The organism is Metapseudomonas phytobenefica, assembly GCF_043392685.1.
Taxonomy (GTDB): Bacteria; Pseudomonadota; Gammaproteobacteria; order Pseudomonadales; family Pseudomonadaceae; genus Metapseudomonas.
The window spans coordinates 38708-54763 of the sequence record NZ_JBHZGM010000015.1 but is presented as its reverse complement, the minus strand read 5'-3'; the positions used below and the strand labels follow the sequence as shown (position 1 = coordinate 54763).

14 protein-coding genes are annotated in these 16056 nt (G+C 63.0%); 2 read left to right on the top strand and 12 right to left on the bottom strand.

Going from position 1 to position 16056, the window contains the following annotated elements; genetic code table 11:
• Positions 1–218: 218 nt before the first annotated feature.
• The 9 genes from ACFW0B_RS13775 to acnB form a co-directional block, all read right to left on the bottom strand.
• Positions 219–1889, bottom strand: a complete 1671-nt coding sequence (locus ACFW0B_RS13775) for a protein kinase domain-containing protein (RefSeq protein ID WP_449149005.1) — start codon at positions 1887–1889, stop codon at positions 219–221.
• Positions 1890–1980: 91 nt separating this feature from the next.
• The gene (locus ACFW0B_RS13770) at positions 1981–3192 is read right to left on the bottom strand and encodes a NarK family nitrate/nitrite MFS transporter (protein WP_449149003.1); all 1212 of its coding nucleotides are present in this window, start codon (positions 3190–3192) and stop codon (positions 1981–1983) included.
• A 456-nt stretch (positions 3193–3648) separates the two neighbouring features.
• Positions 3649–4335, bottom strand: coding sequence for a polysaccharide lyase family 7 protein (locus tag ACFW0B_RS13765; protein WP_449149001.1), 687 nt, complete (start codon positions 4333–4335; stop codon positions 3649–3651).
• Between the two features lie 238 nt (positions 4336–4573).
• On the bottom strand, positions 4574–5233 hold the full coding sequence (locus ACFW0B_RS13760) for a hypothetical protein (protein WP_449148999.1): 660 nt from the start codon (positions 5231–5233) through the stop codon (positions 4574–4576).
• A gap of 465 nt (positions 5234–5698) precedes the next feature.
• On the bottom strand, positions 5699–6943 hold the full coding sequence (alaC, locus tag ACFW0B_RS13755) for an alanine transaminase (RefSeq protein ID WP_449148997.1): 1245 nt from the start codon (positions 6941–6943) through the stop codon (positions 5699–5701).
• Positions 6944–7157: 214 nt separating this feature from the next.
• Entirely contained in the window at positions 7158–7736 is a 579-nt protein-coding gene (locus ACFW0B_RS13750; RefSeq protein WP_449148995.1) for an ANTAR domain-containing response regulator, read from the bottom strand.
• Between the two features lie 21 nt (positions 7737–7757).
• A complete protein-coding gene (locus ACFW0B_RS13745; RefSeq protein WP_449149128.1) occupies positions 7758–8951 on the bottom strand; it encodes a CmpA/NrtA family ABC transporter substrate-binding protein in 1194 nt (397 codons plus the stop codon).
• 199 nt (positions 8952–9150) lie between these two features.
• Positions 9151–9360: a YgdI/YgdR family lipoprotein gene (locus ACFW0B_RS13740; RefSeq protein ID WP_449148993.1), complete on the bottom strand. Its 210-nt coding sequence runs from the start codon at positions 9358–9360 to the stop codon at positions 9151–9153.
• Positions 9361–9524: 164 nt separating this feature from the next.
• The gene (acnB, locus tag ACFW0B_RS13735; RefSeq protein ID WP_449149126.1) at positions 9525–12134 is read right to left on the bottom strand and encodes a bifunctional aconitate hydratase 2/2-methylisocitrate dehydratase; all 2610 of its coding nucleotides are present in this window, start codon (positions 12132–12134) and stop codon (positions 9525–9527) included.
• Positions 12135–12535: 401 nt separating this feature from the next.
• Between acnB and ACFW0B_RS13730 the strand changes: the two genes are divergently transcribed.
• A complete protein-coding gene (locus ACFW0B_RS13730) occupies positions 12536–13012 on the top strand; it encodes a DUF1289 domain-containing protein (protein WP_449148991.1) in 477 nt (158 codons plus the stop codon).
• A gap of 49 nt (positions 13013–13061) precedes the next feature.
• On the opposite strand, the gene ACFW0B_RS13725 is transcribed toward ACFW0B_RS13730, so the two are convergent.
• Positions 13062–13925, bottom strand: coding sequence for a universal stress protein (locus tag ACFW0B_RS13725; RefSeq protein WP_449148989.1), 864 nt, complete (start codon positions 13923–13925; stop codon positions 13062–13064).
• A 173-nt stretch (positions 13926–14098) separates the two neighbouring features.
• Between ACFW0B_RS13725 and ACFW0B_RS13720 the strand changes: the two genes are divergently transcribed.
• On the top strand, positions 14099–14701 hold the full coding sequence (locus ACFW0B_RS13720; protein WP_449148987.1) for a MiaE family protein: 603 nt from the start codon (positions 14099–14101) through the stop codon (positions 14699–14701).
• A 56-nt stretch (positions 14702–14757) separates the two neighbouring features.
• Here the strand turns inward: ACFW0B_RS13720 and lpxH are convergent, their stop codons facing one another.
• On the bottom strand, positions 14758–15480 hold the full coding sequence (gene lpxH, locus ACFW0B_RS13715; RefSeq protein WP_449148985.1) for a UDP-2,3-diacylglucosamine diphosphatase: 723 nt from the start codon (positions 15478–15480) through the stop codon (positions 14758–14760).
• Positions 15477–15971, bottom strand: a complete 495-nt coding sequence (locus ACFW0B_RS13710; protein WP_449148983.1) for a peptidylprolyl isomerase — start codon at positions 15969–15971, stop codon at positions 15477–15479. Before ACFW0B_RS13710 ends, lpxH begins: the two co-directional genes overlap by 4 nt.
• Positions 15972–16056 lie beyond the last annotated feature (85 nt).

The following is a 16056-nucleotide window of genomic DNA, read 5'->3' as shown; positions in this document are numbered from 1 at the left end:
AAAGGCGTCCCGCTGTTGCCAGCAGGACGCCTTTGTCCAAGTCCCGTTCGATCGGGAAAGTGCCGTCTCGTCGTTGAGGCGGGCGCTTTTTGTAGATTGTCGAAAGGGTTATTGCAGGTGCCGTGCCAACCCCTGCAGGTCTTGAGTTGCGCGCTTCCGGGTCATGACTCCCGGGTCGCGCTGCACCCTCCTGGCGCGAATTGCGCTGAATTGGTGCATCAGCCGTGCAGAAGAGTGACCAGCAGCACCAGATTGATCAGCAGCGACAGCAGGGCCAGTCCGCGCCAGACCTTCAACGGCTCGCGTTCCAGCAAGGGCCGGGGTTTGGCGGTGAGGGCCCGGCGTTCGCCCTGTTCCAGGGCCAGCAGCCACTCCTCCATCGTTTCGTAGCGCTTGTTCGGGTCGGCAGCGACCGCACGCGTCAGGCATTCGTCCAGCCAGGCGGGCAGGTCGGGGCGGTAGCGGCTGGGCGGCGTGGGAGCGCCGAAACGTGGATGCTGGAAGGCTTCCACCTCGCCATAGGGATAGTGCCCGGTAAGCAGGTGGTAGAGGGTGACGCCCGCGGCGTAGAGGTCCTGCTGGGGAGACGGGGGCGCTCCGGCAAAGGCCTCCGGGGCGATAAAGCTGGGGGTGCCCGGCAGGCTGTGCGCCTCGTCCTGGGACAGGCCGGGGCAATAGGCGAGGCCGAAATCCAAAAGGCGCAACTCGCCGTCGTCGCCCCAAAGCAGGTTCTCCGGTTTGACGTCGCGGTGCAGGATGTTGCGGCGGTGCAGCTGGCCCAGCGCCTTGAGCAGGCGCGGGGCGATGTCCAGCCACTCCGGGAGCGCCATGGGACCGCTGAGGCGCAGGTGCTCGGCCAGGGTCTGTCCGGCGTATTCGCGCTGCACGTAATAAAGATGCTGGCGCCCGGGCAGGGGATGCACTTCGGGGAAGTGACGCCCGGCGACACGACGCAGGAACCACTCCTCCAGCATCAGGGCCGGGGCGGCACCGGGCTCGTCATGGCGGCTTGCCGGCAGGGTCTTCAGCAGCCAGCGGCGCTCCTGGCTGTCGCGAACCCGATAGACCAGGGACTGGCGGGATTCGGCGAGAAGCCGGTCCACCTGCCAGCCCTCGAAGTCCTGGCCCTCGTGCAGGCGCGGTGGCAGCGGCCAGTGATCGAGTTGCGCCAGGGTATCGGCCAGGCCCGCCTGGGGCAGGTTGTCGACGCGAATCAGCAGGGCGCTGGCGTTGTCCTGGCCACCGGCCAGGTGCGCGGCGCTGACCAGGGCCTGGGCGGCGGCGGGGAGGTCCCGTTCGTCCTGGAGGATGCGCTGGATACCCAGGTCACCGAGCACGGCCCAGACGCCATCGCTGACCAGCACGAAACCCTCGCGCTCCGCCAGTTCGCCATCGAGGTAGTCCACCACCAGGTGCTGGTCCAGACCGAGCGCGCGCTTGAGCACGTGCTGCATGCCGGGTTGTTCCCAGACATGGTCCTCGCTGAGGCGGCTCAGCTGGCGGCCATCCCAGCGATAGGCGCGGCAGTCGCCGACATGGGCCAGGGTGAAGCGGCGGCCGCGCAGCACCATTGCGGTCAGGGTGGTGAGCAGCGGCTGGCCGCCACCGTTGGCCTGCAGCCAGCGGTTGTGGGCCACCAGCAGCCGGTCCAGGGACTGGGCGACAGCCCAGGTTTCCGGGGTGGAGTAGTAGTCCAGAGCCAGGGCCTGCAGGGTGGCGCGGGCGGCCAGGCCGCCATCGGCGCATTGGCTGACGCCGTCGGCCAGGGCGAACAGGTAGCCCTTGCTGGCTGCCAGCGCGGGCGACGGAGTGACCACTCGCAAGGCGTCCTGATTCTCCGCGCGCGGGCCGGTGGCGCTGGCTTCGCCGAAGCTGAGTTGCAGGGGCATCGGGCTTGGATCCTGTATGGCCAAAGGAGCGCGAGGCGCTCCTTGTCGAGTCTGGCTCGGCGCCGCAGCGGGCGCCGATTCCTGTGAGAGGTCAGACACGGGCGGTGGTGACGGCAGCCGAACCCCAGGTGGTGCGCCAGCGTTGCTTCACACCATGGAGGCCGAACCAGGCCACCACGCCCAGGCTGGCGAACAGCCACAGGCCCAGCTGGTAGTCGCCGGTGTGCTGCTTGATGGCACCCAGGCCCGCGGTCAGGCAGAAACCGCCGATACCACCGGCCATGCCGATCAGGCCGGTCATCACGCCGATTTCCTTGTGGAAGCGCTGGGGAACCAGCTGGAACACCGCGCCGTTGCCGGCACCGAGGCTCAGCATGGCGACCACGAACAAGCCGAGGGCAACGGTGGCGTTGGCGATGTGGAAGCCCACCGCGGCGATGCACACCGAGGCCACCGTGTAGACCACCAGCAGGCTGCGGATGCCGCCGATGCGGTCGGCGAAGGCGCCACCCAGCGGGCGCATCAGGCTGCCGGCGAAGACGCAGGCGGCGGTGTAGTAGCCGGCGGTCACCGGCGCCAGGCCGTACTGGTCGTGGAAGTAGCCGGGCAGGGTGCTGGCCAGGCCGAGGAAGCCACCGAAGGTCACGCTGTAGAACAGCATGAACCACCAGCTGTCACGGTCGCCCAGGGCTTTCAGGTAGTCGCCGAGGGCCTTGGGCGCGGGGCGGTTGGGAGCATTGCGTGCCGCCACGAAGAAGATCGCCAGGGTCAGCACCAGCGGGATCAGCGCCAGGCCGAAGACGTTGTTCCAGCCATACAGCGAAGCCAGGCCGGGGGCGAAAAGGGCCGCCAGTACGGTGCCGGAGTTGCCGGCGCCAGCGATGCCCATGGCTTTGCCCTGATGCTGCGGCGGATACCACTGGGAGGCCAGCGGCAGGGCCACGGCAAAGGATGCACCGGCGAAACCGAGGAACAGGCCCAGCAGCAGCGCCTGCTCATAGGTGCGGATGCTTGCCTGCCAGGCGACGAAGAGTGCGGCGATCACCACGACCTGGCCGATGAGGCCGGCGGTCCTGGGCGAGGTGCGGTCGGCGAGCATGCCCATCAGGAAGCGCAGCACGGCGCCAGCCAGGATGGGGGTGGCAACCATCATGGCGCGCTGCTGGGTGGTGAGTTGCAGGTCGCTGGCGATCTGCACCCCGAGTGGCCCGAGGACGTACCACACCATGAAACTCAGGTCGAAATAGAGGAAGGCGGAGAACAGGGTGGGCGTGTGGCCGGCTTTCCAGAAACTCGTTGTCATCGAACACCTCATCTGCAGTTAGGGGCCGGGAGGTGCTCGCGCCATGATCGTGGGCACGGCGGTCGCACCTCCCGGTAAAACGTCGCGCTTGTGGCGCGTCGTCCTGCGGCCGTAGCCGCAGCGGGATTGAGTGAACTGCACGCGGACGTCCGGATCCCGGGCCGTCCACCGCCCCATCACTGGGGCCGAAACGAAAAAGGCGCCGCACCACTTCCCGCATTTCTGCGTAGTGACGCGACGCCTTTGTCGTGTAGTAGGGCAACCGCCGTTGGCTACCTCTGACTGTCCCAGAGCAAGAGCCGGGCCAATCTCTGGAAGTGCCTGTCTAGAGCGGTTTTTGCGAAGAGTTCGATTTTTCTGCCTGAATCAAAACAGGGCGAAGGGGCGCCTGTTGCACCGAGTTGAAGCCGCTTCTTCGCGCGTAGCGGCGGGCGGCTCGGGTCTATTGGCTGGATATCAGCGGTGCAGGCTGTTCAGCCAGTAGAAGGTGACGCGCCCACCCTCGTTGTCCGCGCCGTAGTTGTCCTGGATGTAGGCGCCGGCCTTGAAGTAGAGTTGCTGCTTGCCCCAGTAGGCACTGAGTTCGCGGTAGAGGTTGCCGTCGTCGCCATTGCTGGTTATGACGATACCCAGCCGGCCGCTGGGGGTGATGCGAAGGTCATAGCCGAATCGCTCGCCGAGGTCGATGTTCTCTGCCAGCAGGATGTTCTCCACTTCCGTATCGCCGGGGCGCTTGCGCAGCAGCGCTTCGATGCGGCCGTTGCCACGCAGGTAGTGGTACTGGATCTTCAGCAGCGGATCGTTCTGGCTGCCCGCTTCGTCCTTGCTGTGGATCTGGCCGATGACGATCTTGCCCTTGCTGGGAACTTGCTCGACCGAGAGCACGGCGCTGAGGTAGTTGTCCGCGCTGGCGTGGTACCAGTAGCTGAGGGTGCCGTCGGCCTGGGTCTCCCGCAGTTCTGAGCGGGGATAGCGCGCATCGTCGGTGCGCGAGCCGTTAACCGGAACCCAGAAGGTGATACTGCCGTCTGCGTTGCGTCGGAAGTACTGACTGTCATAACCGTTGTTGAGACGGTCGGTAGTGATGAGTGTATTGGATGTGGTGGCTGGGACTGTCAGGTTCCAGGTGCTGAGATCGATCACTGTATGTCCTTACTGCTGGAATTCTTGGGCGCAGCAGTTCGTACACACAGGAGGGGGAAAGTTCCGGGGAGGAGGAAAGGAGTATTGGGACTCTGGTACCTGCTTGGCTGGAGGTGCCGATCAGCTAAATGCAGGAGTTGGTGCAGTTATATAAAGCATCTTTTTATTGTTGGAAGTTGATTGTTTGTACTTGCGTGTAACTTCAGTTTGAAACTGGGCATCCCTGCCCAGCTATCTCTTACCAGGAGGCGAGTGCGGGATTCACTCGAGCAGGAGTGAGATTTGCAGCTCTGTTACTTGCCCACTTCACCAGCAGCGTCATCGCGACGAAGCCAAGGCAGATGAACAGCGGGTAAGCGAACATGATTTCGCCAAGGGAGTATTTCCAGTTGAGCGGACGAGCGATGCCCAGCATGGCTCCGTAGAACCAGGAAACTCCGGAGACGACGCCCGAGAACACCGCGAGGGTGCGGGCATTGGTTTCCATCCTGATCAGCGAGCCGGCCTTCTTGATGGCAGGCAGTACCGCGCTGTGGAGCAGGAAACCGTTAACGGTCAGCAGTGCCACAACCAGGACCTTGGCCTGGAGCTTGGGGTTGAGGAAGTACACCGCGCCTTTGACAGAGTAATCCATCAGGATGATACCTATCCCTGTAACCCAGAGTGCCGCGAGTGCAAGCAGTACAGTTTTCTTCAAAGTATCAAGATGGGTTTTGTCGCTATGGGCAGCGTCGTCTTCGCCGGAGATCATCTGCTTGATCATGGCGATATCGCTGGTCAGGACCAGGCCGATAGCCACGCAGCAAGCGATCAGGTGGGCATAAACGACACCCATGCGCATTAATTCCATGGTTGCTTCCTGTTTGAACAGGGAAGTAATGAGATGGTACAGCTCCATGGTTGACCTCTTGTTTTACAAAGTAAGTTGGTGTGCTGATGCAGGAATGGCACCGATTTGTTGTTTTGTTTACTCGTTGGTCTCTCTGGACTTGAGTGGTGGTCAGGTAGAACTAACAGATCTGGTTGTTTTTCATGTCTTCATACGCACTCCTCCTTTTTTGAGGCACAGAAACCACCTGCACGTGAACTCGTGCATTTGGAATCACTCCGGACTCAAGGAGAATCAGATAGACATGCGCGCCGCTGACCCGTCCTGGTTCAAGACGTGGCGCGATGAATTTCGGCTTTCATCAGAGTCATCCAACCCTGGATTTGTTCAAAAAATGCGCTGAAAGCCGACAGACGGTAGAGGCTTGAGGGGCGCTGCAAGCGCTTGAAAAGGCAAGGAAACCTTGCCAGGCGGGCGTTTCGGGGAAGTTCAGTGGAAAACGCGCCCCCTGTGACTCGGGGGCGCTATCCAGCGTTACGCCTTGCCGGTTTTCCGGGTTCTGGATGCTGTCGGAGACTCGAGAAGCCCGTCGGCGCGGAACATGCCCTTGATGCCGCGAACGGCCTGGCGGATACGGTCCTGGTTCTCGATCAGGGCGAAGCGCACGTGGTCATCGCCGTAGTCGCCAAAGCCCAGCCCGGGCGAGACGCAGACCTTGGCTTCGGCCAGGAGCTTCTTGGCGAACTCCAGGGAGCCCATGGCGGCGTAGGGCTCGGGGATCTTGGCCCAGACGTACATCGACGCCTTGGGGTTCTCCACCATCCAGCCAAGCTCATGCAACCCCTTCACCAGCACGTTGCGGCGCTGGCGGTACTGCTCGGCGATATCGCGAACGCACTGCTGGTCGCCTTCCAGGGCGGCAATCGCAGCGACCTGCAGCGGGGTGAAGGTGCCGTAGTCGTGGTAACTCTTGATCCGCGCCAGGGCGCTGACCAGCTCCGGGTTGCCGACCATGAAGCCGATGCGCCAGCCCGCCATGTTGTAGCTCTTGGACAGGGTGAAGAATTCCACCGCAATGTCCTTGGCGCCGGGCACCTGCATGATGGAGGGCGCCTTCCAGCCGTCGTAGACGATGTCGGCGTAGGCCAGGTCGTGGACCACCAGGACCTCGTACTGCTTGGCCAGGGCCACCACGCGCTCGAAGAAATCCAGCTCCACACACTGGGCGGTGGGATTGGAGGGGAAGCCGATGATCATCATCTTCGGCTTCGGAATGCTTTCGCGAATCGCCCGTTCCAGCTCGGCGAAGAAGTCCACGCCGGGCACCAGGGGCACCGAGCGCACCTGGGCGCCGGCGATCACCGCGCCGTAGATGTGGATCGGGTAGCTGGGGTTGGGTACGAGCACGGTGTCGCCATGGTCCAGGGTGGCGAGCATCAGGTGCGCCAGGCCTTCCTTGGAGCCGATGGTGACGATGGCTTCGGTTTCAGGATCGATCTCCACGTCGTAACGGTCCTTGTACCAGCGCGAGATGGCTCGGCGCAGGCGTGGAATGCCGCGGGAAGTGGAGTATCCGTGGGTGTCTTCACGCTGGGCGACCTGCACGAGCTTTTCCACGATGTGCGGCGGGGTGGCGCCGTCGGGGTTGCCCATGGAGAGGTCGATGATGTCCTCGCCGCGACGGCGTGCGGCCATCTTGAGTTCAGCGGTGATGTTGAAGACGTAGGGGGGGAGACGATCGATGCGCGCAAAGCGGCGCGGTGAACGCTGTTCAGCCATGCTTTCCTCGGATACGTAAGCGCCCGGAACCGTCCGAGCGACGTCGGCCACTACGGTGGCCTGGAGGCGAAGATAAGGGCTTCGCGGGCCATTGTCGAGGGAAGTTTTGCTGCGTGACCGGCGCATCTCCGAAAGGGCAGATGCGCGAGCCAGGGGGCTTTGGCAGGAGCCGTAGCGGGTGCAATAGCAGTGTCGACGGGCGGTACGCTTCGGCCTAGTTTCCCAGCATGTCGTGCATCGCGATGATCTGCTCGGCCACCTGGATCAGCTTCTGTTGCCGGCTCATGGCCTGGCGGCGCATCAGGGTGTAGGCCTCTTCTTCGCCACACTGCTTCATCTTCATCAGCAGGCCCTTGGCCAGTTCGATGCGCTTGCGTTCGGCCAGCTGCTGGTCGCGGGCATTGAGCTGGGCGCGCAGGGCCTGGTCGGCTTCGAAGCGCGCCATGGCGACGTCAAGAATCGGCTGCAGGCGGTCGGTCTGGATGCCTTCGACAATGTAGGCGCTGACGCCGGCCTGGATGGCCTGGCGCATGACCGTGGGGTCGTGCTCATCGGTGAACATGACGATGGGGCGGGGCTGGTCACGGCTGACCAGCACGATCTGCTCCATCACGTCGCGGCCAGGGGATTCGGAATCGATCAGCACCACGTCCGGGCGGACGGCTTCGATGCGGGCCGGCAGGTCGATGGTCAATCCGGATTCGTCGATGACTTCGAATCCGGCCTCCACCAGGGCGGTTTTCAGGCGCCCGACTTTCTTTGCGGTGTCGTTGATCAGCAGGATGCGCAACATGGCGGCGGTCTTCCCCAACGGCTACAGGGCGATGGCGCGGGCATGGCCGGCCAGCGAATGGATCGGGAAGCTCCGGGCATAGGCGGCGGGATCGCTGCCGTCCCAGATTCGACCATCGATCAGGGTAGCGCTGCGCATCAGGTCGGGGATCGGGATGTCGAGCGCTTCTGCGGCGTCGCGGTAGATGTCCAGCCGTTGCACGCGCCGGGCGATGGCCTGGTAGTCCGGGTCGTCCCGCAGCAGGCCCCAACGACGGAACTGGGTCATGAACCAGATGCCGTCGGAGAGGAAGGGCATGGTCACCTGGCCATCGGCGAAGAAGCGCAGTGGGTGCTCATCTTCCCAGGCATTACCGAGGCCGTCCTGGTAATGCCCGAGGAAGCGCGGTTCCACGGCGCAGAGCGGCACGTCCACGTAATCGCTGCCGCTGATCAGGCGCGCCGTGCTGCGGCGGTTCTCCTCGCTGGCATCGATGAAACGGCTGGCTTCCAGCACGGCCATGGTCAGTGCGCGGGCGGTGTTTGGGTATCGCTCGGCGAATTCATGCGTGACGGCCAGGACCTTCTCCGGGTGATCGGGCCAGATCATCTGGCTAGTGGCCAGGGTAAAGCCCTGGCCCTGATCGACCGCCAGTGCCCCCCAGGGGCCGCCCGCGCAGAAGCCGTCGATTCGAGCTGCCTTGAGGTGGGTGACCATCTGCGAGGGAGGGACTACGACGGTGTCCACGTCCCGCAGTGGATGGATACCCTGGGCCGCCAGCCAGTAGTTCAGCCACATGGCATGGGTGCCGGTGGGGAAGGTCTGGGCGAAGGTCAGTCGCGCACCGCCATGGTGCACATGCCTGGCCAGCGCCTCGGAACTGGTCACGCCAATGCGCTTGAGGGGTTCGGAGAGGTTGATGGCCTGGCCGTTCTGGCAGAGCCCCATGAGGATCGCCATTTCGGCGCTGGGGCCACCGATACCCAGTTCGATGCCATACACCTGTCCATAGAGCGCCTGCGCGGCATCCAGCTCAGCGGAGAGCAGTTTGTCGCGCAGGGTGGCCCAGGACGACTGGCGCTGCAGGTTCAGGGTCAGGCCGTATGGCTGTGCAAAGCCCTGGGTCGCGGCGACTATCAGCGAGGCCGAGTCGGTCAGGGGCATGAAGCCCAGGTTGAGCACGCACTTCTCCGGCGCGTCGCTGCCGGCGACCCAGGCCAGGTTGTCCGGGCGCATGGTGTTCTGCTTGTCCGTCATGTCGAATGCCACCTATCAGCAAAAATGGCGTCGATCCGGGGTGGCCGGAATCGACGCCATCGTCATCAGCCTGCTCCGCCGTTGGAGCGCGCCGCCTTGTCGCTGATGAAGCAAGCGATATGCCAGCCAAAAAAAGAGCCCCGCGATGGCGGGGCAGGGTTCGGAGGTCGGAGCTACCTCAACGTTCGATGATCTGCTTCACCTGGCTTTGCGGAATCTGTTGGGTCCGGCCTTCATGGTCCTCGAATTCGAGCATGCCGGTGTCCCTGTCCAGTTCGGGTTTCTCGTCGGTGGCGATGAGCTGGCCGTCGGTCGTGGCGATCAGGTACTCGCTGGAGCAACCGGCCAGGCCCAGGGTGCAGATGAGGATCAGGAACCAGGTTTTCATGGAGGCCTCCCCCGTTGTGGGGCTCTTATCTGCAACATAGCTGCTTGGGGGGCGCCTGCAAGTCGGCTGGATGGGAATGTGGAAAGGTCTGTGATGCAGATGGCAGAAAAGAAAAAGCCCCGCACGAGGCGGGGCTTTCTCCTTACCGAGCTACCGATGGGGGTTTAGGCCTGAACCACCGGAATCTTGGCGTTTGCAGCGGCTTCCTTGTACTCGGCGATCTGGTCGAAGGACAGGTAGCGGTAGATATCGGCAGACATGCTGTCGATGTTCTTCGCGTATTCCATGTACTCCTCGACGGTCGGCAGTTTGCCCAGGATGGACGCAACGGCCGCCAGTTCGGCGGAGGCCAGGTAGACGTTGGTGGCGTCGCCCAGGCGGTTCGGGAAGTTACGGGTGGAGGTGGAGACAACGGTGGCGCCGGTCTGGACGCGAGCCTGGTTGCCCATGCACAGGGAGCAACCCGGCATTTCCATGCGGGCGCCAGCCTTGCCGTAGATGCCGTAGTAGCCTTCCTCGGTCAGCTGGTGCTGGTCCATCTTGGTCGGCGGAGCCAGCCACAGACGGGTCGGGATACCGCCCTTGACCTTGTCCAGCAGCTTACCGGCAGCACGGAAGTGACCGATGTTGGTCATGCAGGAGCCGATGAACACTTCGTCGATCTTGTCGCCGGCCACGGTGGACAGCAGGCGGGCATCGTCCGGGTCGTTCGGGGCGCAGAGCACAGGCTCCTTGACGTCGGCCAGGTCGATCTCGATGACGGCGGCGTATTCGGCGTCCTTGTCGGCTTCCAGCAGTTGCGGGTTGGCCAGCCAGGCTTCCATCGCCTTGGCGCGACGCTCCAGGGTGCGGGCATCGCCGTAGCCTTCGCCGATCATCCAGCGCAGCAGGGTGATGTTGGACTTCAGGTATTCGGCAATGGCTTCTTCCGGCAGCTTGATGGTGCAACCGGCAGCGGAACGCTCGGCCGAGGCGTCGGACAGCTCGAAGGCTTGCTCGACGGTCAGGTCGTTCAGACCTTCGATCTCGAGGATGCGGCCGGAGAAGATGTTCTTCTTGCCCTTCTTCTCGACGGTCAGCAGGCCAGCCTGGATGGCGTAGTAGGGGATGGCATGGACAAGGTCACGCAGGGTGATACCGGGTTGCATCTTGCCCTTGAAACGCACCAGAACGGATTCCGGCATGTCCAGCGGCATGACGCCGGTGGCAGCGGCGAAGGCTACCAGGCCGGAACCGGCCGGGAAGGAGATGCCGATCGGGAAGCGGGTGTGGGAGTCGCCACCGGTGCCGACGGTGTCAGGCAGCAGCATGCGGTTCAGCCAGCTGTGGATGATGCCGTCGCCCGGACGCAGGGACACGCCGCCGCGGGTCTTGATGAAGTCCGGCAGGGTGTGGTGGGTGTTGACGTCGATGGGCTTCGGATAGGCAGCGGTGTGGCAGAAGGACTGCATCACCAGGTCGGCGGAGAAGCCCAGGCAGGCGAGGTCTTTCAGCTCGTCGCGGGTCATCGGGCCAGTGGTGTCCTGGGAGCCAACGGTGGTCATCTTCGGCTCGCAGTAGGTGCCCGGACGGACGCCTTGGCCTTCCGGCAGACCGCAGGCACGGCCAACCATCTTCTGGGCCAGGGTGAAGCCCTTGCCGCTGTCAGCCGGGGATTCCGGCTTCTTGAACAGGTCGGAAGCGCCCAGGCCCAGCTCGGCACGGGCCTTCTCGGTCAGGCCGCGGCCGATGATCAGCGGGATACGGCCGCCGGCGCGGACTTCGTCCAGCAGGACCGGGGTCTTCAATTCGAAGGTGGTGACCACTTCGCCGCTGTCGTGGCGAACGACCTTGCCTTCATAGGGGTATACGTCGATGACGTCGCCCATGGCCAGGTTGGTGCAGTCGAATTCGATCGGCAGGGCGCCGGCGTCTTCCATGGTGTTGTAGAAGATCGGGGCGATCTTGGTACCGAAGCAGAAACCGCCAGCGCGCTTGTTCGGCACGTAGGGGATGTCGTCACCGAAGAACCACAGCACGGAGTTGGTGGCGGACTTGCGGGAGGAACCGGTACCGACCACGTCGCCGACGTAGGCGACCGGGAAGCCCTTGGCCTTCACGGCTTCGATCTGCTTCAGTGGGCCGACGGCGCCAGGCTGAACCGGCTCGATGCCGTCGCGAGCCATTTTCAGCATGGCCAGGGCGTGAAGCGGGATGTCGGGGCGGGACCAGGCGTCCGGGGCGGGGGACAGGTCGTCGGTGTTGGTTTCGCCGGGCACCTTGAACACGGTCAGGGTGATTTTCTCGGCGACGGCCGGCTTGGCCTTGAACCATTCGCCATCGGCCCAGGATTGCAGTACGGCCTTGGCGGAAGCGTTGCCCTGCTTGGCGCGCTCAGCGACGTCGTGGAAGGCGTCGAACATCAGCAGGGTGTGCTTCAGTTGTTCGGCAGCGACGGTGGCCAGTTCGGCATCGTCCAGCAGCTCGACCAGGGTGGCGATGTTGTAGCCGCCCTGCATGGTGCCCAGCAGTTCGGTGGCGCGAGCCTTGTCGATCAGCGGGGAAGTGGCTTCGCCCTTGGCGATGGCGGAGAGGAAACCTGCTTTGACGTAGGCAGCTTCATCGACACCCGGCGGAACACGATTGGTGATCAGGTCGAGAAGGAAAGCCTCTTCGCCGGCCGGGGGATTCTTCAGCAGCTCAACCAGGCCTGCAGTTTGTTCGGCGTTCAGCGGCTGGGGTACGACCCCTTGGGCGGCACGCTCTTCTACGTGTTTGCGATAGGCTTCAAGCACAGTTTTACCCTCATCAGTGGCCCCGGAATCGTCCAGGGCGCTCATCCAGGAATCCGCCGAACGCATGCGCCGCACAGCTTTTTGGGCTGTCTGGCCAAGGTTTCGACGGCCTCCATCGAGAAGCTGTTTTCAAAGTTTTACGCCGGAAGGAAGGCCTGATGAGGGCTGGCGGCGGGCATCCCGGGCGGAATGACCGGCGCCATTATTTCCTGCCGGATGAACTGTGCTCGTGACGCTTTGAAAACAGCTTCCAACGGATATCGGCGCCTTAAATGGCGCGCTGATTCTAAAGGAAAGGCTCGACAAAGTTAAGACGAAATCCCCATTTCCCCGAGGGTGACCCTGATTAGACAAAGGGCTAAGATGGCCGGCCCGTTTCACCTGTCGAATCCGTTTCCGTCATGTCCAACCAGCGCATCAAGACGCCCTGCGTCGGCCTCTGTTCCACTGTCTATGGGGATCAGGTGTGCCGCGGCTGCAAGCGCTTCCACCATGAAGTGGTGAACTGGAATCTCTATAACGAGGAGGAGAAACGTGCGGTGTGGCGGCGCCTGGAGATCCTTCTGGTGCAGGTGATGGCGGCCAAGCTGGAAGTGTTCGACCCGCAACGCCTGCGCCTGCAGCTCGAGCAGCGTCAGGTGCGCTTCGTGCCGGAACAGTCCCACTACTGCTGGGCCTACCAGCTGATCGCGCGGGGTTCGCGCATGATCAATCGTCTGGATGCATACGGCATTGCGCTGCTCCCCGAGTTCCGTGGCTGGACACTGCCGGATCTGCGGGAAGCCATTGATCGGGAATTCTTCCTCTTGTCCGAAGCTCACTACGAACGCTATATCGCGCCGCGCTTTTTGCGCGAGGGTGTCGAGAGCCGAGTCTGATTTGCATGAAAAAGCCGCCATCAGGCGGCTTATTTCATTTTGGCGGCTATCAACGCTGGGCGACCAGCTCCTCGAGGTGGGCGATGATCGCCTCGGGCTTGAGCACCAGAACATCGCTTTCCAGAGTGTCCAGTATCACTTCGGCGGTATTGCCGATCAGCGCGCCGGACAGGCCGGAGCGCGCCACGGTGCCGATCACGGTGACCGCTGCCTCCAGTTTGTGGGCGACAAAGGGAATCAGTACGTCGGCCGGACCTTCTTCGATATGCAGCCGCTCGTCACTTACGTCGTACTCGGCCTGGAAGGCGCGGCATTCGTCGCGATAGCGGGCCTCGATAGTTTCCTTGAGCTGGAAGGTCGGATCCGCCGCCGAAAGCATGGGCGATGGGTGGGCGCTGATTACGTGGAGAGTACCGTGGGCGAGGCTGGCGATGTCGTAGCCATGGCTGACGATGGTGGCGTGCAGGGTGCGGTGCTCCCCGTCGCTATTGCCTACGTCGACGGCGGCGAGGATGTTGCTGCCGTTCCACGGCCTGTCGGTCTTGACCATCAGGACCGGTCCCGGACAGTAACGCAGGAGCTTCCAGTCGTCCGGGGTGAGAAGGGCCTTCTTGAGCGGGTTGTCCGGCACGTGCTGCTTGATCACCAGGCCACAACCCTCGGCTTGCTGGGCGGCGATGATGGTCTGGTGCAGATTCTCCAGCCAACTCTGCTGGGTGGTGACGCTGTAGCCTTCGGTCTTGAGCGAATCGGCCAGGTCACTGAGGTAGTCGGCGTGGTTGCCCTTGCGGTCGCAGATCAGGAGGTGCAGATGCGACTGGGTTACCCCGGCGATCAGTTTTGCCCTTTTCAGTGCAAGGCCTTCCGGCCGGTCCGGGTCCAATACCACCAGAATGCTGCGAATGGCTTGCATGGTCCTCTCTCCCTGTCGATGGCTTATAGCCGAAACAAATGTAGTCCCGATTCGGCTTTAGTGTTCTTGACATATATCAAGTGGCTCGGGCTGGTCGTCGCGTCCTGCATTCGTATAATGCTCCGCCTTCGGGAGCCCGGCCAGCGTGGCGCCCAGCATGATGAGAGCCGCTTGTGAACCTGCCTGAAATCCATGACTTCCTTGGTTGCCGTACTCCCGATGCCTGGGTGGCGGCCGCGCTGGCCGATCAGCAAACCCTGCTGATCGACCACAAGAACAACGAGTTCAAGGCAGCTTCCACGGCCATGGCCCTGATGGCCAAGTACGCCACCCACCTGGACCTGATCAACTTCATGTCGCGCCTGGCCCGCGAGGAGCTCGTGCACCACGAGCAGGTGCTGCGCATCATGAAGCGTCGCAAGATCGACCTGAGGCCGGTTTCAGCCTCCCGGTATGCGTCCGGCCTGCGCAAGCTGGTGCGTAGCCACGAACCGCAGAAGCTGGTGGACACGCTAGTGGTAGGGGCCTTCATCGAAGCCCGCTCCTGCGAGCGTTTCGAGGCTCTGGTGCCGCATCTAGACGAGGATCTGGGCAAGTTCTATGGCGGGCTGCTGAAGAGCGAGTCCCGCCATTACCAGGGGTATCTGAAGCTTGCCTATCAGTTCGGTGACGCGCGGGACGTGGATCAGACCATCGAGAAGGTGAGGGCGGCCGAGCAGACGCTGATCGAGTCGCCGGACGAGGAATTCCGCTTCCACAGCGGCGTGCCGGCCTGAGCGTCCTGCGGATGAAGAAAGCGCCCTGATGGGCGCTTTTTCTTTGTGTGGACGGCCTAGTCGAGGGCAAAAGGCGCTTGGTGGAAACCCTGTTCATCCACCTGCAGCACCCAGCCCTGGCGGTTCCAGTCGCCAAGGACGATGCGCCGGGCGGGTTGGCCTTCCAGGTCCAGTTCATGGCTGGCGGGGCGATGGGTATGGCCGTGGATCAGGGTCCTGGCGCCGAACTGGCGAAGGACGCGCGGAATCTCTTCCGGCGTGACGTCGGTGATCTCTGCCGCCTTCTGCCGGGTTTGCATACGGCTTTCCTTGCGCAGCTTGCGGGCCAGCTTGTGCCGCGTGGCCAGTGGCAGGTTGCGCAGAATCAGCAGGCTCACCGGGTTGCGCAGCCAGCGACGCAGGCGCATGTAGGCCTCGTCCTGGGTGCACAGGCTGTCTCCGTGCATCAGTAGCACTGGCTCGCCGTTCATCCGCACCAGGCTCGGGTCGGCGAGCAGGGTGCAGCCGGCCTCGTGGCAGAACGCCTTGCCGATCATGAAGTCGCGATTACCGTGCATCAGGAAAATGCGTGTACCGCCATCGGCCAGCTTGCGCAGGGCCTGGGCGATGGAGTGCTGGAAGGGCGTCATGGCGTCGTCGCCGATCCAGGCCTCGAAGAAATCGCCAAGTATGTAGAGGGCTTCGGCCTGCGCTGCGCGGGTCTGCAGGAAATGAAGAAACGCCCGGGTGATATCCGGGCGCTCTTCTTCGAGATGCAGATCGGAGATCAGCAATATCACTCGACGATCTCGGCCTTCTCGATGATCACGTCATCGACCGGGACGTCCTGGTGGCCGGCCTTCATGGTGGTGGCTACGGCCTTGATCTTGTTCACCACGTCCATTCCTTCGACCACTTCACCGAATACTGCGTAGCCCCAGCCCTGTACGGTCGGTGCGCTGTGGTTCAGGAAGGTGTTGTCGGCGACGTTGATGAAGAACTGCGCGGAAGCCGAATGCGGCTCCATGGTGCGGGCCATGGCGATGGTGCCGATCTTGTTGGACAGGCCGTTGTTGGCCTCGTTCTTGATCGGGGCGCGGGTGGGCTTCTGCTTCATGCCTGGCTCGAAACCGCCGCCCTGAATCATGAAGTTGCCGATCACGCGGTGGAAAACGGTGCCGTCGTAGTGGCCGGATTTCACGTACTCCTTGAAGTTGGCCACGGTTTCCGGGGCTTTGTCTTCGAAGAGTTGCAGGGTGATGACGCCGTGGTTGGTGTGCAGCTTGATCATTGGGTTATTCGCTCTGTCGAGAAATCCAAGGCCTGTCAGGGGATTGACAGCTTCGGCTATGATAAGCGCTTTGATTTGGCCGGCC